At 29.0% G+C, this 26,742-nt stretch carries 18 protein-coding genes; 1 reads left to right on the top strand and 17 read right to left on the bottom strand.

Translation table 4 applies throughout. From position 1 onward, the window contains the following. Positions 1-165 precede the first annotated feature (165 nt). From AACK87_RS01130 to AACK87_RS01120, 3 genes are all read right to left on the bottom strand, one after another. On the bottom strand, positions 166-756 hold the full coding sequence (locus tag AACK87_RS01130; RefSeq protein ID WP_338972722.1) for a hypothetical protein: 591 nt from the start codon (positions 754-756) through the stop codon (positions 166-168). A 237-nt stretch (positions 757-993) separates the two neighbouring features. Next, positions 994-1,929, bottom strand: coding sequence for a lipoprotein (locus AACK87_RS01125; protein WP_338972720.1), 936 nt, complete (start codon positions 1,927-1,929; stop codon positions 994-996). A 306-nt stretch (positions 1,930-2,235) separates the two neighbouring features. After that, entirely contained in the window at positions 2,236-3,090 is an 855-nt protein-coding gene (locus AACK87_RS01120; RefSeq protein WP_338972718.1) for a hypothetical protein, read from the bottom strand. A 75-nt stretch (positions 3,091-3,165) separates the two neighbouring features. On the opposite strand from AACK87_RS01120, the gene AACK87_RS01115 reads away from it, so the two are divergent. After that, positions 3,166-4,062: a lipoprotein gene (locus tag AACK87_RS01115; protein WP_338972717.1), complete on the top strand. Its 897-nt coding sequence runs from the start codon at positions 3,166-3,168 to the stop codon at positions 4,060-4,062. A 307-nt stretch (positions 4,063-4,369) separates the two neighbouring features. On the opposite strand, the gene AACK87_RS01110 is transcribed toward AACK87_RS01115, so the two are convergent. The 14 genes from AACK87_RS01110 to fba form a co-directional block, all read right to left on the bottom strand. After that, complete coding sequence (locus AACK87_RS01110; protein WP_338972715.1) at positions 4,370-5,356, bottom strand: aldo/keto reductase; 987 nt, start codon at positions 5,354-5,356, stop codon at positions 4,370-4,372. Positions 5,357-5,659: 303 nt separating this feature from the next. After that, a complete protein-coding gene (locus AACK87_RS01105) occupies positions 5,660-6,313 on the bottom strand; it encodes a hypothetical protein (protein ID WP_338972714.1) in 654 nt (217 codons plus the stop codon). Positions 6,314-6,419: 106 nt separating this feature from the next. Continuing rightward, positions 6,420-15,755 (bottom strand): hypothetical protein, encoded by a 9,336-nt coding sequence (locus tag AACK87_RS01100; RefSeq protein WP_338972712.1) that lies wholly within the window; start codon positions 15,753-15,755, stop codon positions 6,420-6,422. A gap of 32 nt (positions 15,756-15,787) precedes the next feature. Then, a complete protein-coding gene (locus tag AACK87_RS01095; RefSeq protein ID WP_338972710.1) occupies positions 15,788-16,396 on the bottom strand; it encodes a hypothetical protein in 609 nt (202 codons plus the stop codon). 54 nt (positions 16,397-16,450) lie between these two features. Further along, complete coding sequence (locus AACK87_RS01090) at positions 16,451-17,836, bottom strand: hypothetical protein (protein ID WP_338972708.1); 1,386 nt, start codon at positions 17,834-17,836, stop codon at positions 16,451-16,453. A gap of 98 nt (positions 17,837-17,934) precedes the next feature. Continuing rightward, positions 17,935-18,441, bottom strand: a complete 507-nt coding sequence (locus tag AACK87_RS01085) for an L-threonylcarbamoyladenylate synthase (RefSeq protein WP_338972706.1) — start codon at positions 18,439-18,441, stop codon at positions 17,935-17,937. A gap of 40 nt (positions 18,442-18,481) precedes the next feature. Next, on the bottom strand, positions 18,482-19,957 hold the full coding sequence (locus AACK87_RS01080; RefSeq protein ID WP_338972703.1) for a hypothetical protein: 1,476 nt from the start codon (positions 19,955-19,957) through the stop codon (positions 18,482-18,484). A gap of 10 nt (positions 19,958-19,967) precedes the next feature. Then, complete coding sequence (gene prmC, locus AACK87_RS01075) at positions 19,968-20,816, bottom strand: peptide chain release factor N(5)-glutamine methyltransferase (RefSeq protein ID WP_338972701.1); 849 nt, start codon at positions 20,814-20,816, stop codon at positions 19,968-19,970. Further along, positions 20,817-21,899, bottom strand: coding sequence for a peptide chain release factor 1 (prfA, locus tag AACK87_RS01070; protein WP_338972699.1), 1,083 nt, complete (start codon positions 21,897-21,899; stop codon positions 20,817-20,819). It abuts the gene before it with no gap. A 9-nt stretch (positions 21,900-21,908) separates the two neighbouring features. After that, a complete protein-coding gene (locus AACK87_RS01065) occupies positions 21,909-22,508 on the bottom strand; it encodes a thymidine kinase (RefSeq protein ID WP_338972698.1) in 600 nt (199 codons plus the stop codon). Beyond that, positions 22,498-23,442, bottom strand: coding sequence for a bifunctional oligoribonuclease/PAP phosphatase NrnA (locus AACK87_RS01060; protein ID WP_338972696.1), 945 nt, complete (start codon positions 23,440-23,442; stop codon positions 22,498-22,500). The genes AACK87_RS01065 and AACK87_RS01060 overlap by 11 nt, the downstream gene beginning before the upstream one ends. A gap of 5 nt (positions 23,443-23,447) precedes the next feature. Continuing rightward, positions 23,448-25,307, bottom strand: coding sequence for a hypothetical protein (locus tag AACK87_RS01055; RefSeq protein ID WP_338972694.1), 1,860 nt, complete (start codon positions 25,305-25,307; stop codon positions 23,448-23,450). 75 nt (positions 25,308-25,382) lie between these two features. Further along, positions 25,383-25,679 carry a 50S ribosomal protein L31 gene (gene rpmE, locus AACK87_RS01050; protein WP_422397188.1) on the bottom strand — a complete coding sequence of 99 codons (297 nt, stop codon included), beginning with the start codon at positions 25,677-25,679 and terminating at the stop codon, positions 25,383-25,385. A 127-nt stretch (positions 25,680-25,806) separates the two neighbouring features. After that, complete coding sequence (gene fba / locus AACK87_RS01045; protein ID WP_338972692.1) at positions 25,807-26,697, bottom strand: class II fructose-1,6-bisphosphate aldolase; 891 nt, start codon at positions 26,695-26,697, stop codon at positions 25,807-25,809. Positions 26,698-26,742: the final 45 nt, after the last annotated feature.

Genomic DNA, 26,742 nt, shown 5'->3' with positions numbered 1-26,742 from the left:
CTCCTAATTAACCCCACCTGTGATAATTATTAGATATAATAACAAAATCGCATAAACATATGAAAATACCATAGCTATTTTAAAATAAGTGCTCAAAGAAACATATAAAAAAAGGCTGTTGAAAGCCTTTTTTAAACAATATATTCGCTTATTAGTTTTTAGTATCTATATTTTAGATATTCTATTTTCTAAGTCGTTTGTTAATTTGGTTAAATTAACTTTGTTTGATTCAGAAAAGACAAATAAGATTAATTGATCTTCATCATCTGGATTATTTAATCCTAATTTTCCTGGCAAACTTTTCATAGCAATAACGGTATTTGAAGCTTGAGTCTTGTTGCCCTCAATTATAAACTTTAAACCTTCCATGTGATATTTAATAATTTGATTCGCTAAATACAACTGAGCATTTTCGTGATTTACGAAAGTTTTGTTTTGTTCTGCAGTTGCATCCTTTGGAAATGATTCTTGACCATAAACTTCTAAACACAACTCCTTTACAACATTATTTATTTTGGTGTTGTATTCTGATAAAAGTTTCTCAATTTCTTCTAAAGTTTCTGGTATTTTATATTCTAAGTAAGCTTCATCTTCAACTGAATCTGGTAGACCGGGTTCACCAGGATTTTTTGAATCTGTATTACAAGCAACAGCGCTGATTGATGCTGAAGTTGTTAAACCGAAAGCAGCTAATAGAGATATTATTTTTTCATATTGACTCCTTTTATTGGGGCTAATCCCATTTTCATTATACAAAAAATAACACTTAAAAGCAACATCTTAAAATTATAAAATTTCCGTGTTTTTTATAATTTTGAGAAATAAAAACGTTACCCCTTGAAAAATATTTAGTGTCATTAGACCAGTTATTATCTTTAGGAGTCATTAATAGCTTATTTGTTTTATAAAAAGACCGAACTACTATTAAATAAAAATAATCCTTAAACTATTTAGAGTTTAAGGATTATTCAAATTTTGCTAATTATGATAATTTTAAATTATTCAATAGGTTGATCAAGAAATTGTGGGTTTATCCTCTAAGTTGAAAAAGGTTGAGGTGTTATATATTTTAATTATCACTTCTCCGTGTTTCATAGGTTTATCAACAACTTCAATTTCAGTGACTTCATTTGAAGATTTTAATTCATGATAAGGTAGTGACTCAAAATGACTAGCCTTAGTATTTTCATCAAATTCATTTTCAACTATGAAAATCAATTCTGAACGTAATTGTTCAGAGAAATCTTTTTTTATTAATTCTCTTATGTTTCTATAATATTTATCATTTGTTTTATTATCCCAATTAAAATAGTTTTCTTCATTAATGTTCATACCTTTATAAGTACTAATAGAATCATTTAGGATTTCATTTGTGATATTATTTCTTTCTGGTTCATTGGTCTGTTTGAAAGTAAAATATAAATCTGATATATCTACAGCATCTTGTCAATTAGTTGATTGTGCTGAACGAATGCTAGCATAATATTTAAATCTATATTCTTTATTTACTTCAAATGGTTTTTGTTTAGTGATTTGATTTTTATCTTCTCCGGAAATATTAACTGCAATCTCATATCGATCGTCAAAGTCAAAATCAAATTGCTCATTTAATAATTCAAGAATATAAACTTCTAATTTATGATCTATTATTCTTTTTGCAGTACTATTGTTTATTAGTCATTCATCCTGGTTTTTAGCAAAGATATATGGTCCCTCATATTTTATTTCAGTTTCTCTCAAAAATCTTTCAAAACTTTTGATGTTTAATTCTCTTCCAATTGGTTCGTCAACTTCCACTTCTTCCACTTCTTCTTCAGGTTCAGGTTCGGTAGTTTCGCCACCGCCTCCAAACATGTCGCAAGCAACTACACTACTAGCTGAAGTTCCCACTAGAGTTAGGGCAGCTAAAATTGATAATAATTTCCTCATGGATGTTTCTCCTTTTTAATAACATTTATATTGTATCATAACCAAATTATATTTTTTGGAATTAATTAAAATTATGAAATGAAGATATTTTAATTAAAAATAAGTTTAATTTGAGTAAAAAAACTAACTATAAAATATAATAACGATTACTTTATTATTGAAATGCCCCCTTCTAAATAATCCAAAAAGCTTAACAATTAAGAATGAAAGAGTTAGATTTAAAAATCAAGGACTTATATTTACATATGATGTTGGCAGTCACTAAGAGGTGGTCTAAGTGGCGTGATCAATCTTCGAAAAAAAATACTAGTCTAATCCTGAAAATAAAATTTCATTAAGAAAAGATGTCTTGTTTTTATTATCAATACCTAATCAATAAGCATTTTTACTAGCATCATGCTTGAAAATATTATCTATATAAACTTTGTCTTTTGTGTTTAAATCAATTTTTTCTATTTCTGCAGGAAAAAAGTTGCTTCATTCATAATCCTTGTAACGGTATTTGTAATCAGAGGTACTTTTCAATCATTTTTTAACTGAACTTTCATCTTGACAAAGTCCTCCAACTAAGTAGCAGTCACTTTTCTCTCCTTGTTCTGAAGATTCTCTTTTGTTATTTTCCAAATACTGAATCATTTCACTTTCATTATAGAATTCAATTGGAACACTTGAATCTTTATTTAGGTTTTCAGTTAATAAAACTTCGTCATAATCAAAATATGATTGAACTGCTTCATCTAAATCTATATAAGAATTACCGTTTTTACCCTTATAAACGTTAACTAACTTGTCGTTGTAAGCTTGTCTAACTTGAGCAGAAAGTTCCCCCGAATTTGAAATAATATGATCTGAAGGATTTCTATATGTAAGCTCTTTTTTTATTTTAGCATCATTAATCATGTCTTCTAGGGCACGATTTTTTTCTTCTAAAGAGTAAATTTTATTATTGTATTTATAGTAGTAGTGGTCTTCTTGTTCAATTTTCTTATTAGCCTTGGTCATAGCATAATCAACAACTTGTGATTGATTTGAAAAACTTCGCCCTTCAAAATTGTAAAAATAACCACTTTTTTGAGGTACTAAAAGTGCTGAACTGGTTAATAAAAATAGCAACATTCCTATTGTTAACACTTTTTGTTTATTGTTATTTCTTGATTTCACAATATTTATTATCTTTCATTTATAGTATATAATATGCAAAGGTGATATTATATATTATTTAAAAGGAGAGACAAAATGAAAAAATTACTAAGTATATTGGGATCATTATCGCTATTAACTACCTCAACAATTAGTGTAGTATCGTGCGGGAGTCCCGAAGTTGAAAAATTAGAATTAAACATCGCAAATGTGGAAGAATTCTTTGCTGAAAATAAAGAATTTACTTATGAAGGAGATTTTATTTTTATCGATGAACCAACAACTAATCCGGATTGGGATTTTAATCCGGAAAGACCATCAAAAGATATTTTAAACTCATTATTCATAGAGACCATCCTAGAGGAAATGTCAAAAACCATAAATCTTTCAGACGCAAAATTTTACGATATTGATCTTAGTAAGACTAGAGAATCAGGTTTGAGAGGCAATATTAAAAGCGGAGAAAATCATAGTTTTAATTACGAGCCCATAATAGTTAAAGATGCTGATGGAACTAAAATTACTGAACTAGATGGTTTAAAGTTTAATTTTAAACAAACAAATACCATTAAGGAAAAAAGCGATAACGAAAAAGTCATGGAAAGATTTTTAAAATACTGATTTGGTGGTATTAATAACGATAAAAATATACGTTTTAAGTGAGTTAAAGGCTTTGTGGAAACTACTGATAGTTTTAAAGGAGTGGCAGAAGATTTGGAAAAAGACAATATAAGGGGTGCTGAGGAAAGAATTCGAAAAGATCTTAATAATATGGGTAATCCATACGGGACTTTTATGAGTAGTCATCACGGTCCTATTTACGAATTTTATAAATTTAAGGTATGGGGGGATAAATTAAACGTAGAAGTTCTAGAAAATGAAAATGATGATTGAGTTTTTGCTAAGGTTTCAGGTAGGATGGACTTTATAAACACTGTTTATACCACTGATTTTTCCGCTATTTGAGGTTTTCCGAAACAAAAATCAAATTAATATTTATACATAAAATTTTCAATCATTCATGATTGAAAATTTTTTTTGATAAAAATGGTAAATCAAATTAATATTTAATATTTCCCTCACTTTCTTATTAAGAAAACATATTTAAATAGCTAAATAATCTTGTATTAAATAACTATTTTAAAAAATAAAAAAAGTAAGCATTTTATTGTTTTCAAATTCAACAATTGTAGCAACTAATGGCTAATAGCTAGAAACCAAAACCAAATTTTTACAATATTGGTATAGGGTTTAAGTGCAAAAAAAATCCAGATATTTCTGGATTTTTATTTGTCTGATTTTACTTATCAATTTGTTTTTCGTTAACCTCAGAATATCTATTCCCAAGTATTTTAATTTTATCAAGGTTTTCTTTAATATCTAGTAACTCTTTTTCACTGAAAATAACTTCACAAGCCAAGTTATTTTGTTTTAATCTGTTAATATTCTTTGTTCCTGGTATTGGAGCAATTCATTCACCTTGAGCTAAAACTCATCCAATTGCTACCGCTGCGGGAGTTGTGTTTTTAGTGACACTTAGTTCTTTGATGTAGTCAACTAATTTAAGATTAGCTTTAAAATATTCAATGTTATTAAATCTAGGAATGGTATTTCTAAAGTCTCCTTCCCCAAATACTTTACCTGGTTTAACATTTCCTGTTAAAAAACCTTTTCCTAAAGGGCTGAAAGGAACAAATCCAATGTTTAATTCTTTTAAAGTGGGAAATATTTTTTCCTCTGGTTCTCTTCAAAACATTGAATATTCACTTTGAACAGCAGTGACTGGACAAATTTTGTGAGCTTTTCTAATAGTGGTTGCAGAAGCCTCACTTAAACCTCAATGTTTAATTTTTCCTGATTCAATTAATTCCTTCATTACTAAAGCAACTTCTTCAATGGGAACACTGGGATCTACTCGGTGTTGATAGTATAAATCGATGTAGTCAGTTTTTAGTCTTTTTAAACTTTCCTCAATTGCTCTTAGGATGTTCTCACGAGAACTATCCAATCCAATAACTTTATCACCATCATACTTAAAACCAAATTTAGTAGCAATTATAACTTTTGATCTAATATCTTGGAGAGCTTCTCCTAAAAGCTCTTCATTTTTAAATGGACCATATATTTCAGCAGTATCAAAAAATGTTATTCCTTGCTCATATGCTTCTTTTAAAAATTTTATTGCTTCGTTTTTTTCTGGAAATGGGGGGAAAGACATGCTTAATCCCATGCAACCCAAACCTATGGTGCTAACTTCTAAATTTTTACCTAAAATTCTTTTTTTCATATTGAACCTCTTTTTCTTTCTTATAGTTCAATTATAAATGATTAAACCTACTTGAATGCAATATATAATTACATTAAATTTTAAATATTTAAATTTATTAATAACTATACGATTATTTGAGGAATTTTTCGGGTTTAAGATGACAAAATATAACAAGTTATTGCCCAAATTTACAATCATTTATTTGACAAAAATTTTAAGTCAAATTAAAAACAAAATCCCCTTTTAAAAAATTACCTGGTATCATTCTTTTGAGGGCTAACTTGTATGTAATTTTAGTGCGATTCGAATTTTCAAATTTTTTTAGCAAAAATTAAGTAATTTTCAAGCGATGCTTTTGCTGGGATTTTCTAACTCCTGAACAGCTTTTTCTCAACGTGGGTTAATAATAATTTTTTTAATTACTTTTGAATTAGTATTATTAATTCATAACTGCTCATACAAAAAACAAAGTGCTGTAGTTCTTTCTTCAAAATGTGTTTGTCCCGCTCGAATATCAACAATTAAATCACCATATTTTGTTTGGAAAATAAAAGGAATCATTCCGATAAAAGGGCATTCCCCTTCCAATATGTTTATAAAATCTGTTTCAATTTTACTAACATCATATTTATAGATAATTTGGTTGAACTCTGTAATTATTCTTTTAGCAATTTGCTGATGAAATTTATCCTCACATTCATTTAGAACGAATGGAATTGTTTTAGTCTTTTTAGAAATTGAATCTTGTAAAATTTTTTTGACGCAAGTCTCTCTTTCGATGGAATTTAGCACTTGCTCTTCTTTTAGTTTCAAGTCAATATATGGAAATAAACCATTAACAATATCTTGGGTTGTTGTCATTGTAAAGTTGTCTTGATTTATAAAAGATTTTAAAAATGAATCATTTGTTTTACCTGTTACCTTAAATTGTCTACCTTCCTTATCTCACTTAATAAAATTAAAATCTTTTTTCATAAATACCTCTTTTAATAATTATAACACTTTAAAATCATAATAAAAAAATCTCTAAGTATAAAATAAACGGGCGAACATTTATTTATACTCAAAGATTTTATTTAAATTAATAATTAAAGTTGTTTCCACAGTGTTCACAAATTTGATGACCATCATTTTTTTTGTGGTGACAATTATGGTGGTGACTAAAGTTAGCTACTTTAAAATCATTACCTCTTTGTGAAAAGTTGTTTCCAGAATTATAAACATGGTGTCTTCTTTTTGAAGATCCACAATCATTTTTGCAGCCGCAAATATCAAAATCATGAGGTTTGCGATTAAACTGATTATTATAAGTAAAACTTGGAACGCTAGAACTAATATTATTTATATCTGCATAGATTCTGTCGATATCATCTTTTAATATTCTAATTTTGCTTGAATCCATAGTTTTATCTTGATTTGTTAAAATTGCTAGCATTTGTTCAATTGAATTCATTCTATCCTCAATCTTATTAAAGAAATTGTTTTCTTTTGGAACAAAGCTTTGTTGCATACTTGGTAAAGGCTCTAAATCATCATTTATTGATTTGGATTTATTAGGTTTTCTTCTTGATTCTAATAAGTCATATTCAGTATCATAGTCATCCTCATATTCCTCTGTTAATTTATCAAAGACTGATTTAGGTTGACGTTTAGCTTGAGTATTATCAGTAATCTCTTTTAATTCTTCTTTGATTTTTTCAAGTCTACTATTTGCCTCATCAAAAACATTGTCTAAATCTTTCTTTGCATGTTTTTGAGAATTTTTAAACTTATCTATATTTTCTTTAACTTTAGCTTTTCGATTTGCTTTATCGTCTTTTTTGATTTCTTTGTTTTTCTTAACAGCTCTTTTAACTTTGATAAGCTCTCCATCTTCAATAACGTGGGTTCCTTCAAAATCAAAAAGTTCTTGATTTTCATTTTGTTCAGCTACTAACTCTCCATCATTGTCGTAAATATCTGAGAAATCATATTTTTCTATTTCATAATTTACAACTACGGGTTGGCCTGAAGAATAAAATACTGGTGAACCATTTTCTGTGTAAAGTTTAGTTCCTATTTTAGCAATAGGTACGATAATAATTTCAATTTCCTTGTCTTTTTGAATTGGATTACTTAAATCAATTAAAACCTCTTTGACAATTGGTGTTCCATCGATTTCAGTAGCTTTTTTACCTGATTCATCAAACAAGTAAGGTTTGATATTTTTTTCCTGAGCATCTTTATTTAGAATTTCACCATTCACATCAAAGATTTCTTTAGCAACAACTTCGTTAACTTTTCCTTGAGTTAATTGATTTCCATTGACATCAAATACCGGACGACCTTTTTTATCAAATAATAAAGTTCCTTCTTCAACGGTTGGTTCCAATAAAATAATTTCTTCATTTTCATGAGTTTTTAAAATATTTTTATCTTCTTTGGAATCATTTTTTGCTTTTGGTGTATCTGTTTCCCTTTTAGTTTCATCTAAAAGTTTTACAATTGGGCTCTTAATTGTTTTACGATTACCCTTATCGTCAAATCCCATTTGTTGGTTTTTATCAAATAAAGCTTTGTTGTCTTTTTGATCAATTTCACGACTTTGAATATCAAATATTTTTTCTGGTGTTTTGGTCATAAAATCTTCCATTGTTAATGGGGTTTTATCAGCTTTATAAACTGGGGTTCCATCTTTCAAGAACAACTGTTGCCCTGTTTCAACAAGAGGTTTTTCAATATAGTTGACAGTATCTCCTGAAGGTAATTTTTTAGTTTTAACTTCTTCAGGGTTAATTTCTAACTCAACTGTTTCTAAAACAGGTTTTCCTGTTTCAGAATATAATTTACGACCCTCTTTATCAAACAATGATTTGTCTTTTTCTTGATCATCTAATGCAAATAACAAATTACCTGATTTATCAAAAACTGGTGAGGTTATTCTTGAAACCTGTCCATCAGATTTCAATGGTTGACCTTCGCTAGTAAATACTGGCTCTTGATCTTTTGTAAATAATGGGGTTCCAACTTTTGCAATCGGAGTCTTTATTTTAGCTTTCACTTTTTCAGATTTTAAATCTGGAATTTTGGCAGTTTTAGCTTCCAAATTGTTATTTATATCAGCCTCGTCAATAATCTGACTTTCATTTGTAACAGCTGAACCACTCATATCATAAACTGGTACGCCTTCTTTTGTGAAAAGTGATTTTCCGTTTTCGTAATACTTTGGATCTTTGAAAAGATTTTTACCACTTCTATCAAAAACATCACCTCTTAAAGGTTCATCAGTACCAGTTGATAATATTGGACTTCCATTTTTATCGTAAACTTGTGTGTTATCTTTCAAGAATAAAAACTGTCCCTTGTCCACATTTGCAGACTTAATTGTTTCAACTTTTTCTCCGTTAGGTAGAACTTTAGTTTCGATATCTTTTTTGTCAACAAGAACTTTTTTATGTTTTAAAATCAAATTACCATCGCTGTTGAAAATTTCATTACCCTCAGCATCATAAAGATTTTTGTTATCTAATTCTAAAATTGGTTGAAGATTTGAATTATAAATTCCCTCTTCTCAAGGATTTTTATTTTCTGATAATTTTAATCTTTTTCCACTTAATTCGTAAATTGGAGTATTATCTTTTGAGAATAACAAAGTACCAATAGGCGCTACTGGACTATTTATTATTTTTTCCACTTTAACTGATTCAATTTCTCGCTCATTTTTTTCTTCTTGCTCATCTTCAAGTTCATTGTTTTCAAGTTCATTGTTTTCAAGTTCATTGTTTTCAATTTCATTGTTTTCAAGTTCTTTATTTTCAAATTTATTGTTTTCATGTTCACTATCTAATATTTTGACGATTGGTTCTTTAACGGTTTTAAGTTTACCATTTTTATCAAAAACCTCTAAACCATTTTTATCAAATAAAGATTTAGTTTCGTCATCATTTTTGATTTTTATTCCGTTAGAAGAATAGAAATTTTCTGGGGATTCACTTAAAACATCATTGAATATAAGTGGACTACCATCAAATTTAAATACTGGAGTATTGTCATCTAGATATAGCGGTTCATTGAAATCAACTACAGGTTTCTCAATAAATTTAATTTTTTCTCCAGAAGGGAGAACCGTTTTTTTGATATCGCCAGATTTAATCTTAACCTCTTTGTTTTTAAGTAATGGTTTACCATTTTCCTTGTAAGCTTGATTTCCATCTTTATCAAAAAGTGATTTATCAGAATTTTCGTCTTTAGGATCAAAAATTATTTTTCCTTTTTCGTCAAAAACTGTCTCATTAATTTTTGAAAGTTTACCATTGTTAAGCAACTGTTTACCCTTAGAATTAAAGACTGGGCGTTTATCTTTTGTATATAACTGAGCTCCTGGGCTTACTGAAGTGACTTTTATTTCAGCTATAACATTTTCTTCTAAATTTTTATCTTCTGATGGTTTTTCGACAAAAGATTTTTCGGGACTAATATTTTTAGCATTTTCTCTTCTGTCTAAAACTTTAGTTCCATCACTTATGTAAAGTGATTGATTGGGTGCTTCGGGAATTGAATTTCCTTTTTCGTCAAACATCTCATCTGAAAAATGTTCCATGTCTTTTGTGGTTTTTAAAATATCACCGTTTCGGTTATAAACTGGTTGATTGTTAGCTAAAAATATTTGTTGACCTTCAGTGATATCTTGATTTGGATTGTTGTCATAAGAATCTTGTGAATATGAATTTTTGTAATCTGATTCTTTTAATTCCAAATCAGTACTTACATTTTCATTTGATATTGATTTCTCTAATGCCACAACTGGAGTTTCAATAATATTTAAATCACCGTTTCGGTTAAACGCTATTATTCCATCTTTATTTACTAAAGTTTTTGAATCAATTAGATTATTTAATAATTTACCATCTTGTGAATATAATTCTTCAGGTGCCGATGATAAATCATCTTTGAATAATAAAGGTGTACCATCAGATTTGTAAACAGGTTCTTTGTTAGTTAAATAAAGTTGCTCATCATTTTTTACTAAAGGTTTTTGAATATATTTCACTTCGCTGCCATCTGATGTTTTTTTAGTTTTTACTTCCTCAGGTTTTACATTGATATTTTTAGATAATAAAATCGGTGATCCATTTTTATCAAATATTTCCTTACCAAATTCATCATATAAAGTTTTATCGATGTTTTCTTCCGCTGCATCAAATACAATTTCACCATTTTCGCTGTAAACAGGCTGACTAAATTTTTCCATTCTTCCGTCAGTTAAAATTTGTTCACCCTCTCTATTGAATAAAGGTTTTTTATCTTTAGTAAATAGGGGCGTGTTTTTTGGTGCCAATGGTTCTTGTATTGTCACTAAAACTTCTTCTGTCTCTTTTTGTGGTTTGATATTTTGTGATAGATTATCTGATTTAGTTTTGTTTTCCGCTAAGTCATTTAAAATTTTTTCATCTTTTAAACGATCACCACTTCGGTCATAAGCTGGGTTACCATTTTTATCAAACAATACACGGATATTATCCAATTTATGTGATATATCTCTCCCTTTTTTGTCAAAAACAGTTTCAGGAGATTGATCATTTTCGTCTTGAGAAGTTCTTAACTGTTGATGATATTCATCAAATACAGGTTCTCCATTTTGTGTAAATAATAATTCTTCATTTTTAATTAATGGTTCTGAAAGTATTTCAATTGTATTGCCATCTTCCAGCTCTTTGATTTTTATTTTATCAGGATTTATAGAAATGACTTCAGTGTTAAAAATGGCATCTCCGTTTTCATCAAAGACTTTAGTTCCTTTTTTATTGTAAAGAGTTTTATCTGACTGTGAATCTTTTTTATCTGAAATTGATTTACCATTTTTATCAAAGATTTCCCCATCAAATTTTTCATTAATAGCATCGAAAGTAATTTTTTCTCCGTCCTTGTTGTAAACGGGTTTTCCTTTTTTATTAAATAATTGTTCGCCTTCTTGGGCCATTGGTTTCTTAATTAATTTTTCAACCACTTCTAGTTGTTCCTGGTTTTTAATTTCACCCGATTCATTTCCATCTTGTTTAGAATTTTTGTTATCTTTTAAACCATAAGTTTCATCAAAATAATTTTGACTTAATTTTAGGTTACCTTTTTTATCAAAAGCTACTATTCCAGAATCGTCAACTAATGTTTTGTTATTATCTGGGTATTTAATTTCGCTACCATTTTTTGAGAAAATTCTTTCAGGTGCTTTTTGATTAACTGAATTTAAAGTAATGGGGTTTTGGTTTTCATCAAATAATTCTGTTCCATCTAATAAAAATAATTTTTGATTTTCAACTGTCTGATTTGGTTTTTCTTCAAAAAGATTTTCATTTGTTTTTTCGATATCAAAAGCTACATCATTTTTATTACTTTCCACTTTTTCAAATGGGATTTCATTGAATTTTAAGTTACCTTTTTTATCAAAAGCTACTAATCCATTACTATCAATTATAGTTTTGTTGTTGTCTGGGTATTTAATTTCGCTGCCATTTTTTGAGAAAATTCTTTCAGGTGCTTTTTGATTAACTGAATTTAAAGTGATTGGATTTTGGTTTTCATCAAATAATTCTGTTCCATCAGTTAAGAATAAATTTTCATTCATTTTAACTATTGGTCTCTTAATTACATCAACTGTATCACCATTATCTAAAACTTTTTTAGCTAAATTATCTGAACTTACCTCTAAAAATTTATCTTCTGTAATAAGATCTCCATTTTCGTTATAGACTTTGTTATTGTTTTTATCAAACAAAGTAGCATCCTGTAACTTGTTAGTTGGATCAATTACTAAATCTCCATGTTCATTAAATAATTTATCAGAAATTGGATTTAGTTTACCATCGGTTACAAATAATTGTCCCTCACTGTTAAATAGTTGTTCCCCTTTTTTTGAAAATAACTGAGTCCCTGCTGGAGCAATTGGTTCTTCAAATTTAACTAGAATTTTATCATCTGAAGCAATTTTAGAATCCAAAGACTTTTCAATAAGCGGCGCACCTTGTTTATTTGTTAATTGATTTCCATCTATGTCAAAGATTGCTCTTTGATTTTCTTTTAATTTATATGGTTTCCCTTTTTTATCATATAATTGACCAGATAAAATCTCTTTTAAATTAGAGTTGTCTACATGCAAAGGTTGCTTATCTTTATTAAATAATTGATTTCCATCTATGTCAAATATTTGAGATGATTCCTCAAGTGATTTGTTTTTAATTTTATTTAATTTTCCATCTTTATTTATGATTTCATTTTTAGCTGAATCAAATACAGCAAAATCAACTTTGTCTAATTTTTTAGTATTAAATAATGGTTGTCCCTTTTCGTTTAAAATAACTTTTTCTTTAATATCAAAATTTTCTTCATCAATGAATGCATGTTCTTTGTTTTCAAAAAATAAAGGGTTACCTTTTTTATCAAACATCAGAGTTCCTACACTAGGATATTGCTCTTGTCTATCTGAATTTAATTTTTCTTGATAATCAGGAGGTAAGCTGCAAGTCAAAGGTTGCTCTCCAATTTTTTCTTTAACTTCATTTAAAGGATTTCCTGAGGCGTCATATAAATCGATATTTTTTTTATCATGAAAGGCAGGTTCTTTATGTTTTGTAAAAATCTTGCTTGGATAAAACTCTGAAAAATCCATTCCTGTATTTAATTGATTTCCTGAGGCGTCAAAAAGTGGTTCGTTATTTTTATCAAAGATTAAAATAAAATCATCATCTTTTTTAGAGATATCATTTTCAACTAAATTTTCTAACGGTTTTTCAAAATTATTAACTTCTACAAATTCTTTGTAAATCAGTTGACCATCTTTTGTGTAGACTTGTTCTTTGTCCGCAGCAAAAAGTGCCAATCCATAAATTTGGTTTTCTTTGTTTTTTAGTACGCTTTTCCCCTTGTTATCAAAAACATTTTTAAAATCAACTTTATCTTTTACAGATTCAACTGTAAGTTGCTTCTTGTTTTTGTCAAAAACTGGTTTGCTATTTATATCAAATAACAATGTACTTTTTTCTTTTACTGGTTTAGTTTTGAAACTAATTTTGTTTTTCAATTCTCTCGGAACTGTTAATTCTTGTTCAACTAAAAAACCATCTTTATCAAAGACAACGTTTCCTTGGCTATCAAATAAGACAATCGGAGACTTTGTTGAGCTAGCAAGAGGTTTCCCAGCGCTATTTAAAATAATCGAGTAGTCCACTGCACCAAGATCTGAATTAAGTTCTAATGGTTCTTTGTTGGGACTAAAAACAAGTTTTTTATTTCTGTCAAATAATAGCGCTACATTATTAGATGAAGGTTTTTTAACAACAATTAGTTGTTCATCATTATCTGGTAAATTAACTTCTTTGTTTTCTTCAATTTTTTCTAACTCAGTTGAATTTAAAGGAAGTGGTTTATTTATCTTAGCGTAGTATTCTTTGGCGGGAACACCTTTAGACTCTTTTGCATCACTGTCTTGTAAAACATCAAGAGACTTAAATCCATTTTTATTGAACAACGCCTTTGTGTATGGCAATTTGTTTTTTTCTAAAGTAAATTTATTTCCATTAACATCAAAAATTTCTGTATCTAAGATCTGAGCATTTTCGCCATCTGTTTCAAGTTGTTTTCCTTGTTTGTCAAAAACCGGATTCCCGTGTCAATCATAAAGTTTAGTTCCTTTTGGATCTTTAGGTTGAGGAATAAATTTTATAAATTGAGTATCATCTTTTTTGTATTTTGGTTTTTTGGCATCAAAATTGATTTTCACTTCTTCAACTATAAAATTACCAAGTTCATCATAAACTTGATCTCCCAATCAATCAAATAAAGAATATCCGTAAGGCAATTCTTTATCATTGCTAAATAGTGGTCTGAAATTTTCATCATAAACATTTGTGATATCCAATTTCAAAATTTCAGGGTTTGCAATTAATTGTTGTTTTTGCTCATTGTAAACCGGTCTTCCATTTCAATCAAAAAGTGCATGTTCTTTGATGAAGGTTGCCGTAACATCTTCTCGGTCTTTTAATTCTTCTTCATCAACAGCTTCAGTGATGCTTTGTAAAGTTATATCAAAATTTTCATCTGTGATTGTGTAATCAGTATCATCTTCCTCAACAACTTTTTCAGTTAAAATAAATTCTTCTTTTGTTTGTTCAGGGATTATTAATTCCTCATTAACTTCCTCAAAGTTTACAAAATCATCCAAAACCTTTTGAGTATCTTGGATATCTTTTACAACTTTTTTATATTTTATTTCTTCAGCTTCCATTCTCTCAACATGAGTTTTTTCTGATAAATCTAATTCCAAAGGCTTATCAATTGTTAGGAATGGTACGCCTGATTCTTCAATTCTCATTTCGTTGTAAGTAATTTCGCCAGCATCTTCTTGATAATATTTTTTCTCGTAGACGTTAATAAAGTAGTTCACTCTAGCGACACGATAACGTTCAGCTAACTTTAAATCTTCGAACAAATCATTTACATCTCTCACCAAATAATTGTATTCATTTTGCAATTTCTCAATTTTTCTTTCAGAAATCATCCCATCACTAATTAAATCAATATTACGGTTGTGAATAATTTTCAAGTTATTAATTTCTTCTAATCAGTATGAGTAAAGTCTTTGGTATTTACTATTATTTACTCTTGAAGGATCATAAATTGGGCCAACAATTTCTCTAAATCTTATTTCATCTTTTGATGAAATAATTGTTTTATCAATTTGAGCCTTCTTAATGTAGTCTGGATTTAGATAGTCCACTTTGGCAACTACAAAATTTTCAGCCAACTGTAAATATTTAGCAATTTGATTTACTTTATCAACTTTTTGATTATAAAGTGCTGATTCACGTCTAATTTTCATGATGTCTCATTTACCTTGACGAATCATAGTAATATTAAAATTATTTATTTTTTTGATCTGATTAATTAGTTCTAATCAATCTATATAAACTTTTTGATATTTATTACATAGTATTTTAGCAGGTTCATGAACTGGACCTTGAATATCTTCAAAAGAAATACGTCGATTTACGTAAGTTTCTGTTGTCGCGATCATTTCATTACCTACAGAGAAAACGCTATTTACATAATCAACATAGGCAATTAAAAAAGAGTCAGCCAACTTTAAAGATTTAGCAATTTTGTTCACAGCATAAGCCATATCATTATGAACATTTTGCATTCTTGTTAGTTGGTTAACTTTTAAATTTTGAATTTTTATTTTTGAAATATTTTTGTTGTTTAAGATATGAAGGAATTCAACTTTATCCATTCAACTTATATATAGTTTTTGATATCTTGAGTTATTTATATTTCAAGGCTCATTAACAGGCCACTTTATATCTTTTAAACTTACTTTTTCTAAATTTACTTGATTAGCTTCTTTTATTAAATTTTTGGTGTAAGTTTTTATAGGTGAGTTTTTCATTTTCTAATACGCCCTTTCTTTAAAAAGTGAAACTATCATTCTTTTTCGTCTTCAAAATAACTTTTCTTATACTTGTTTTTTCCAAGTTCTTTTTTTGATTCTCAAGATCCAAATCTTTTCTTTCAGCTACGCTTTCCTTCTTTATTGACTTCTTTTTCAAATTTTCTTTCTTCTTTATAAATGATTAATAAATTTCTTTCCTCTGAGTAATTGTTAATAGCCTCAACATCAAATAAAATTATTTCCTGAGCAATTAAGGCAACTATTAGCAAGATGGCAGGTACTATTAAAATTAAAAATCCAAATATGAAACAGAAAACTATAAGAAGCAAAATTAAGGTTTTAATAAAAGGTAGCGAAATTTTTTGACGTTTTCTAATTCTAACAAATTCGATAATACAAATACTAATAAGAACAGCACCGATTACCATTAAAAGAATTGGTAAAACATAATAATAAAATTCATAACCCCATTTTTCTCCGTTGCTATATTTCAAAATATCGGCACCGACCAACTGATTTGTTATTATTTTTTTAATTCCCTCCAGGAAATTACCTTCTTCTAGAGTAAAAGAAACTAAAATCACAGCTCCCCCAATTATAAAAATAATTGCGGCAATAAATACTATAACCCAAGACATTACCGCTACTAATACAAACATACTTTTCTACCTTTCTATAAATCCTTTAAGTTCCTACTTTTTATTTTTAAAAGGGTTTTGAAAACCACTTCTTGCATTAGATGAATTTACTGAATCCATTAAAATTTCTGGATCAAATATTGTTTCTTCAACACCATCGCTGCGTCTTAAAAATGAAGATCTAGCAACCTTAGGCTCTTTTTTAATTGGTTCAAAATCTTCGTCATCTTCTTCGACTGTGTAATCACCAAATAGTGCACCTAAGTTAAGATTTGTTATTGTTTTGGCCTCTTCATCCAAATTTTTATTGTTTTTAAATTCATTTTTTCTATTGTTTTTAAGTGAGCTTAGATCTTTCAAGTCTGCGAATTTGCTAATTTCTTTAGGAACCTCCATGGTACTATCTAAACTAAAGTCTGGGATTTTTACATTTAATAATTTGTTAATTTTTTGTTTTTTATCAGGGAGCTCAATTGTTTCTTGAACTAACTGGTCTGCTATTTCTCTAGCTAATTCATCTTCTTTAAAATTATTTTTTGGTGGGTTCTTTTGATTAACCGTGTCAAATTGAACTTCTTTTAATTCATTTAACGGTTGAGTTTTATCATTAAATTCATCAAACTGTTCAAAGAAAATGGTTTCATTATTATCTAATTCATATGGTTCTAGTAGGTTACGACAATCAATTAATCCATCAAAAAGTGTGTATCAATTTTGAATGTAATCACCAATATAATTTTGGTAATGAGCAGTTATTAAATTAGGGTTGATTTCTATTAAAACTTTAATATTTGAAACCCTATCAAAAATAGTTGTCACAAATGAAACCATAGAATTAACATCTTCAAACGCCAAACCTCTAAAGTCTCTAATTAAAATAACTAGTGGTTCGCGAAAACCATAGGCTTCAAAAACTTCATTGAACTCTAATCTAATAGCTTCTAAAGGATCATCAAAGTCCAAGCTTTCTTCAAAGTCATAACAAAAATCAGTATCGCCTTTCCCGTAGTTCAGTGCTGAAAGTAAAATCGAAATTCTTTCTCAAAGAACTTTTTTATCCTCGATTTTAACTACTGGGAGATGATTGATAATTTGTTTTATAAAGAAGGAAAAGGGTCCATTATAAAGGTATACCTTTTTAGCTTCGATATTAATCATATTAATAGTTCCGGCACCAGCTTTTATTGTAAAAATTTCATTTGCTACTTCATCTTGGTTTCCCAGTAAAGCAAAGAATTGTTTCTTAACACTAGAGTTTCTTAAGGCGTTGATAACCTCATCAACAGAAATCGTTTTCAAATTTACTCCTCCATTACGAGCTGATTTATAATCGTTAATACCCTTTTTTGTATTGCTGCCTTTTGAATTTATATTTTCACCTTCGGGGCGATTGTACTTGTAATTCTTTTCTAAAGCGGCCTTTTTAAATTTACTACTCATAGATAGACCCTCCATACTTCATTTATAATTATAACATATATTTGCTGTTTTTTAACGATTAATGTTGCAATGCATCGCAATGTTTGGTATTATATTCTTTATCTTTTTTTAGACATATCTGAGAAATTAATGATTGTGGACGGTTCATTTTCTAAGTTACCAGCATAAAATACCCTTTCAACTGCTGGACTTATGTTATTGAAGATAACTTCACCTTCCTTGTATTTAATTTTTGATTTATTGGCGCTGGTAGAAAATATCGGCCCCACTTTTGAAATAATTTTTTTTATTGGATTACTTTTTACCAACCTAATGGCAATTGATTCAGAAGAGTCGATCATTGGTATTATAACGGTTGTTGGTTTTTTTAGTTTCAAAATGTTTAATAACTTCTTATCTCTAAAAACCTCAACTGGAAGCTGTTTTAACGAAGAAATAAGTACAATCAGCGGTTTTTCCTTAGGACTGCCTTTAATGTTGTTGATTTTTATCTGATTTTCCTTGCTTACCGATCCTGAAAGTCCGTAAATTGTGTCAGTTGGCAATATTATTATTTTATTATTTTTTAATAGCTCAATTGCAAGCTTAACTTCTGTTTTAGTCATAAAAATCCTCAATCTTTTTAATATTATACAAAAAAAAGGCCTATTCGACCTTACGTTTTTGCATTAATTTTACTTTCTCATTTCTAATAAGGTGAACCTTATTTCCAATTACTGTAGTGGCAACAATTGCAAAAGAAAAGGAAATTATTGACTCTGCTATGTATTGTCCCTTACTTAATCAAAGACTGCCTATTTTTGGGTCTGGGTTATTTAAGTCAATAAATGAAATTGGGAATATTGCCTGCTCTCCAATAATTAAATTGTAAAAGTTCTGATGAAAAATCTTTTGATCACCTTCTAGATTTTCTGAGTCTAAAAAACTTCGGTATAATGACAAGAAATTTTTCTTCACTTCTGAATCGCTATTTCAAATTAACTCTAATTTTTGCAGCTGGTATTTAGAAACGACCGTAACAATAATGGTGAAAAATAACTCACCAATAAATATAATAAACTGTGATAAATAAAGTCCATCAGTATATTTATCATTTTTGAAGTAGATCGAAATAAAAATTATCATGGTTGACATTGTCAAACCAATAGCAATAACAGGTAGTTGGATTAGAGTGAAATAAGAGAACGGAATCTTGTTTGCTGAATTAATGTAGTCACTGAAATTACTATCATCGGTAACTATTTTGGGTATAAAATAATTTCAGTTGGCAAAACTTGCCACCTTACTTTCCCCCGATGATATTGAAATCGTGTAAATCAACTGAGGTAATATTAAAAGAGTCGAAGAAATTATCATTAAGACAGAAATATTTTTCTCAGTGACAACAAATAAACGGTTATAAATTTTTTTTAAGAAAGACTCCCCAAATTCACTTCTTTTAATATTAATACTAATTATTCTATCGATGTTTTCCTCTATATCAGTTTTCTTGAACAAATAATCTTGCAAGGTAATAAAAGAAATAATTGCCACAGAAAGTTGTACAAACAACATTCATCAAACGTTATTATTTGATAATCATCCAAAAATATAGTTGTTTTCGAAATTACTTGTAAACTGGGTTTTGATATTTTCCATTGCAGCTCAAGCTTCTTTATTTTCGCTATGTGATTCACTACTCGTATAATGATTGGTTAAGTTTTGATATTTAAAAAATAGTTGAAAGTTGGCATACTCGTTTTGAGCTACACTAATTAATAAAATTCATGCAATCAACATTAATAACATAAATGAAATATAAACTATTTTCCTATTTATCGATATTTTTTGGTTATTAAATAATAATCCAACGAACAGCATCATTACCAAGAAAATTGCAAAACACGAAAAACCAATTCATTCAAAAATGAAAATTAAATTAGGATTTAATAGCTTTGGTGAGATGATTGGTTTAATCACTTCATAACTACTGCTATACAAAGTTAAATTAATATTTGCATAGGTAATAAAAATAAATACTATTGAAGGAATCGAAATAATAATTGAAAAAAATATAATTAAAGAAATTATACTCGTATATTTTCTTTTTAAACTAACCTGGTCTATATCAACTTTTTCCATAACCTTGCCCCTAACTAATAATTAAGTACCTTCAATTGTTAAAATAATCTGCCTGGATTTTTCAATTATAATTTCCAAGGTTTTCTTTAGCTAAGGACTCGATCTTTTCTTTTTGATCAAATCCAAACTCCATAATAACAAAGAACGGCTTTTCAAAATTAATCACCTGTTCCCAATATTTGAAAAATTCTTCATAAAAATGCATTCCCTTATTTTTGGCAAAAAGCGCCAAATGAGGTTCATTCTTAAAAGTTTTTGGATCAACGTTTTGATCTTCTTGATCAATATAAGGAGGATTGATGGTTAAAATATTTGCTTTTAAGCCGCTTTTAATTAGTGGATTGAGAAAATTACCTCTTTCGATGATAAAGTTATCTTTATCAAAACGAGAAAAGTTTTTTCGGGCAACCTTGATAGCCTTTTGCGAAATATCGCTACTGAAAACTAAAACCTTTTCCCAATCGCTCAAAAACGAAACGCCAATAGCTCCACTACCAGTGCAAATATCAGCCAATATTAGTTCGGAATCCAAAAAGTTTTTTTGAGCAAATTCTAAACTTTGACTAACTAAGTATTCTGTTTCTAGACGCGGTATTAAAACATTTTTGTTGACCGAAATTTCTGTGTTGTAAAAATAACTACTTTTGGTTATATAGGCTAGCGGTTTACCGTTTTTAAAAACTTTTCACTTTTTTGAAAAAAGCTTCATTTGTTTTTTAGACAGTTCGTAGTCCCATTTTGTAATCAAATCCTTAAACTCAAATCCTAAAATGTTTGAAAAAATTTGATTAAAGGCTTTTATTTCATCTTTATTACTAAAGTCCAGTTTCTGAGATTTTGCAAATTCACTTATTAGCATTTATTGAAGGTGTTGTGCTACTTTCTCTTTTTGTTCATTATTAATAAGTTCTGAAATAAATTCTTCAATAGCACCTTCCATAACCTGATCTAATTTTTGCAAGGTTAAATTGATTCTGTGATCAGTTACTCTATTTTGAGCATAGTTATATGTTCTAATTTTTTCACTTCTAGCTCCAGTGCCAACTGCACTTTTACGAATTCCAGCAGTTTCAGAGTTTTGTTTCTCAAGTTCTGCTTCATAAATTCTGGCTCTTAACATTGTCATCGCAATATCTTTGTTATCATGTTGACTTCTTCCATCTTGAGATGATGCCACAACCCCTGTGGGGATATGAGTTATTCTAACAGCAGAATCAGTTGTATTAACATGCTGACCTCCAGCTCCTCCCGAGCGATAAGTATCGATTCTTAAATCTGAAGGTCTGATTTCAACTTCAATGTCACTTACTTCAGGTAAAACAACTACTGTTGCTGTGGAAGTTTGAATTCGTCCTTTTGATTCTGTTTTCGGAACCCTTTGAACTCTATGACTTCCTGATTCAAATTTTAATTTTGAATAAACTTTATCACCTTTGACCATAAAAGATATTTGTGAGAATCCTCCGGCCTCTGATGGAGAAGTGTCTAGTAAATCAATTTTTCAATTATTCTTTTCACAATATTTTGTGTACATTTTGTACAAATCCCCAGCAAAGATATTTGCTTCGTCTCCTCCGGCAGCTCCACGAATTTCAACAATAACGTTTTTATCATCGTTTGGATCTTTAGGCATTAATATTAAATCGATTTCTGATTCTATTGAAGGGGTTTTAACTTCCTCTTCTTCTAAAATCGCTTTCGCCATTTCTCTTAGTTCAGCATCTTTTTCATTTTCTAAAACTTCTCGCGCTTCTTTGATGTTGTTGATATTGGCTTCAAATTTTTTAAGTAGTTCAACCGGTTCTTCTAAGTTTGAACGTTCTTTATTTAATTCCATAACCTTTTTGATATCTTTTAGGATTTCTTCATTTTGCAAATCTGCATCGATTTGCTGCATTCTTTTTTGCATTACTTGTAATGCTTCAAGGGTTTTACTATTCATGTTTTCTCCTTACTTTGGTTTTATGTAACAATGGCGACAACGAGCTTCGTACTGTTCTTCTCCTGAAACTAATATAACAGGTTCGTTAGCAGCAGCTGGTTTGCCATTTACTATTCTTTGTGTTCTACTTGCATTTGAACCACAATTATGGCAAATCGCTGAAAGTTTATCTACATATTCAGCTTGAACAAGCAGTTTATCAACGTTTTTAAATGGTTCGCACTTGAAATCTTTGTCCAAACCATTAACAATTACTATTATACCCTTGTCAGCGTATTCTTGTACTAAATTAACAATTCCTTCATCAAAAAACTGAATTTCGTCTATTCCCAAGACATCAATTTTCTTAATTTTAGTCAACTCTTTTATTTTTTCAACCATTTGCAAGCTATCTTTAACTGGGTATGATTCAAATTGAGAACCCGAATGAGAAGATATTTTATCAATTGAGTATCTATCATCAATTATTGGTTTAAAGGCTACAACATTACGCTTAGCATAGCTGTGACGACGCAATCTTTTAATGAATTCCTCTGTTTTACCAGCAAACATACATCCAGTAATTAATTCAATTCATCCTAATTTATTTTGTAAATTTTTAGTTAACATTTTTTTCCTCGCTTTTAATTAAAATTTGAGCTGCTTCTAAAACTTGTGAGAAATCATCTCAAGAAGCTATTTTACAAGCTGCCGCTAGTCTGTGACCTCCACCCCCAAATTTATTAGCAATTTGATTTACTGAATAATTTGAGCTTCTAAGAGAGATCTTAATTTGGTCCTCAACTTCAATAGCTAAAATTGAAATCTTGATTTCTTTAATTCCACAAATGCTTCCCAAACTTGATTTGACTTCCTCTAATGTTAAACTCAAATCTTCATATTCTTTTTTAAATATTTTTATGTGAGCAACACCATTGATAAATTCAGCTTTTGAAAAACATTTATTAATCCATTTTTGCACTTCCAAGCTTCTGATATATAAGCTATCATAAATTCCAACAAAATCAATGCCTGTGCTGATTAAAAATTGAGCTGCTTCAAATGTTTGAGCATTTGTATTTTTATACAAGAATCGGTTTGAATCTGTAATTAACCCTTTGTATAGATGACTTGCAGCCTCTTTTGATATTTTCAGATTCATTTCTTTTGATCAAATAGCAATCATTTGACAACAGGCAATTGCTGAAGAATCAACAAGTTCGCAATGTCCAAAATCATCCCCATCAACATGGTGATCAATTTTGAAAATCTCCTTTGCTTCATTAATAAATTCAAAATCAACTCTTTCCTTGTTTGCAGTATCACAAGTAATTAAAATTGACTTTTTAATTACCGCTTCAGTTAATTGAGGATTTTCGTATTTTCCTTCATCAATTTTAGAACCAACAACAAATACTTTTTTGTCTTTAAAATTATCTTCAATAATAAATTTTAGTCCAAAAGCACTACCAATTGCATCAAAGTCTGGATTAACATGTTTTGCAATAATTATTGTATCAAATTCTTTAATTTTGTTTTCTAATTTTAGGTATTTTTCTCTCATTTATTTTAATTCCCTTCGGGTATAAAAATAGCCTCTTGACTGATAGCAATTTTTACAGCTTTGTTCTCGTTAATATTTTGATTTTCATAGAAGTACAATGATACATTTGGATTTATCTCCGCCAAATAAAGGCTGGGGTCCACAAAATTGGAATCACTAATTATTTTGGCAGCAAATTGCATAGAATTTTTTGCATTTTTTTCATTTAAAACTTCTATGGCGAAGGGATTAATAATCGCCACTTTTGAATCAATTGTTGATTTTTTATCAGGCAATTTCAAACTTTGATCTAATATTTTTAACAAGTTTTTTTCTAACTGAATATTAGTGGTGAAGTTTTTGTAATTAAATTCCTTCAGATAAGGGCTGTTGTTTTTTGAAAACTCATTATTCAACGAAACGTATTCTAAATCACTATTGTTAATTGAATAAAAAGGTTCGTTAAGATTTGGAAGGTTTTTCAAATTGCTTTCCATAATAATAATAGAGACCTTGGGGAAGAAAGCATTTATTCTTCTGATTGTGTTTATCAACGAATTTGCATCGTTTTTTGTTAGCATATGAAATTTGTTGTCGATAATAATGTTTTTCTTTTTTAAATGAATCGCTCTGATTATTTGTAAATAAATTTGGGCTAACGAACTTACTTTGAAAGAACTTATAAATCAATCAAACTTAATTTCAAGTTTATTTAAAATATCTTGTGTTCAAGAATGCGACAAAGAGTAAAGGGTTGGAATTTGTGATCTTTTAATTTTGCAAATAGATCTGAAATTTTTCTTTTCTCCTTGTTCGGTTTTGCCTTCCAAAACTAGTTCGTGATACCTGTGAACTATTTCAACTATTTTACCTTTGATAATGTTTGATTCATCTAAAAGGATCTTGAAGAATAGGTTTTCTTGTTTGCGTCTAAATTCAAATCTTTGATCTGCTGAAAGATTATTTCAAATTTTAAGTTCAGAAATTAAATTTAAGCCAACTTGACTATCTAATTTTTTGTAACCATTTAATATCTTGTTAATTTTTCTAGCTAGATTCTTTATTTCAATTTTATTGTGTTGGATTGAAGACTTTAACTGACTAACATCCAAATCAATTAATTTCAACTGTTCCTTAACAATTCATTCGTGCTCGTAAAATCTTAATTTCCTTGAGATTTTCGCTTTTATTCTACCACTATTATATTCGCAATCACAAGAATATCTCAGTTCTATAAAAGCATAAACCTTATCTCAAAGAGATTGCATGAACGTCAAAAGTAATTCCTTATTTGCATTAATTTCTTTTAATAGATTGAATCGTTTTAGTAAAATCGCTAGATTACCACTGACACCGTTAATCTTGCTATCAGCTCTTGAATTGTTAAATTCTGTAATCTGCTTGAAAAAAATATCTAAAAGTTCTTTTTCGACCCTGATTGAATTTTCAACAAAAATATGAATAATTCTTTGAATCTCTTGTCGCATTTGTAAATCACTTTGATTATTTTTTGAAGTCTTGTATGATAAGTATTCATAGCGAGCCTTAATGATTTTGGTTTTACCATCTCTGATAAAATCTCGATTAAATAGAAGCGAAATAAATAGACTTAATCTCGGTGGGACAATCCTTTCAATATAACTATCTTTTGTTAAATCAGCGATTTGATTTTGATTTAACTTGTAGTTAATCATGTCATTATTATTTATCAAAGTGCGTCCTGAACTTACATGGCCTAAGCCCTTCATTATCTTTTTAAACTCTGTTCTAACAATTCTTTCCTCACAAAGAAAGCTAGTAACCTTTCCCGATTGGGCATTGAAATCAATATTTCATTGTTTTTGTTTTTTTGTTGTTACTTTAACATTTTCAAATTTAATACTCATTTCAATCACCTTTATCTTATTATACTTGAATTTAATAATTTAATTAAAAAAAGGACCTTTTTAGGCCCCTTAAAACTAAGCTTCAGGTTTTGTAGCTTTTTTTGTCTTAGCGTTTTGTGCTTTTTGTGCTTCTGAATCCATTGCAATTTTTTTAGCAGTTTCTTCTTTCTTCACAAATTTTGTGTTAAATCTCTCAATACGTCCAGCAGCATTGCTATATTGTTGGTTACCAGTGTAGAAAGGATGACAATTAGAACAAGTGTCTAATCTGATCTCTTCTCCCTTTGTTGAACCTCCAACAAATTCTTTACTACAAGTTGTACAGATGAATTTTGCATCAAAATACTTTGGATGAATATCTTTTCTTGGCATAGTTTACACTCCTTAACTATGTTTTTTGTACCAAAATTAATAATACCACTTTTTTGTTATAATTCTATAAAAAATTTAATAAATTTAAAATAAATTAAAAAAACAACTTTATAGCTGTTTTTTTAATTTAAGCTTTTCCTTGGCTTCCAAATCATCCAGTTAATTCTTTAAAAGTATCAACTAATGCTTTGTAACCAGGAGCTAGTAACTTACGAGGGTCAAATCCTTTTCCTGCGTCATCTAAGTCTTTTTTCTCTTCGATATATTTTCTTGTTGCATCTCTAAATGCTAATTGTAATTCAGTGTTAACATTGATTTTTGAAATTCCTAAAGAAATAGCTTTTTTAACTTGATCTTGAGGGATTCCACTTCCACCATGTAATACCATTGGCATTTTAGCTGCACTTTGAAGTTTTTCCAAAGTTTCAAAAGATAGAGTTTTTCATCATTCTGGGTATTTACCGTGAATGTTTCCAATACCTGCGGCTAACATTGAAATTCCTGTTTTAGCCATTTCTCCAGCTTCAGTTGGATCTCCAAGTTCACCGTTTCCAACAACACCATCTTCTTCACCACCAATTGAACCAATTTCAGCTTCAACTGATACTTCATATTTTTTAGCAAAATCAATTACTTCTTTTGTTTTTGCCAAGTTTTCAGCGTATGGGAAATGACTTCCATCAAACATAACTGAAGAGTAACCAGCTAAAATACATTTTTTAGCCATTTCAACTGATTGACCGTGGTCTAAGTGTAAAGCAACTGGAACTGTGATGTTTAATTCATCTAATAATCCATTTACTAAACCAACAACAGTTGCAGGTCCTCCCATATATTTCATAGCACCTTCTGAAGTTGCTATAATAGTTGGAGTTTTAGTTTCTTGAGCTGCACTTAAAATTGCTTTTGTTCATTCTAAGTTGTTAATGTTAAAGTGCCCAATTGCATATTTATTTTTGTGAGCAGCCTTAACCATTGCATCAGCGTTAACTAGACGCTTGTGATAAATTTTTGACATTTTCTTCCTCTTTTCTCATCTATTTAATTATAAACTTTTTTATTA

Origin of the sequence: Spiroplasma endosymbiont of Panorpa germanica (assembly GCF_964019765.1) — a bacterium.
Classification (GTDB): domain Bacteria; phylum Bacillota_I; class Bacilli_A; order Mycoplasmatales; family Mycoplasmataceae; genus Spiroplasma_B.
The sequence above is the reverse complement of the archived record's forward strand: the minus strand, read 5'-3'. Positions and strand labels throughout refer to the sequence as shown.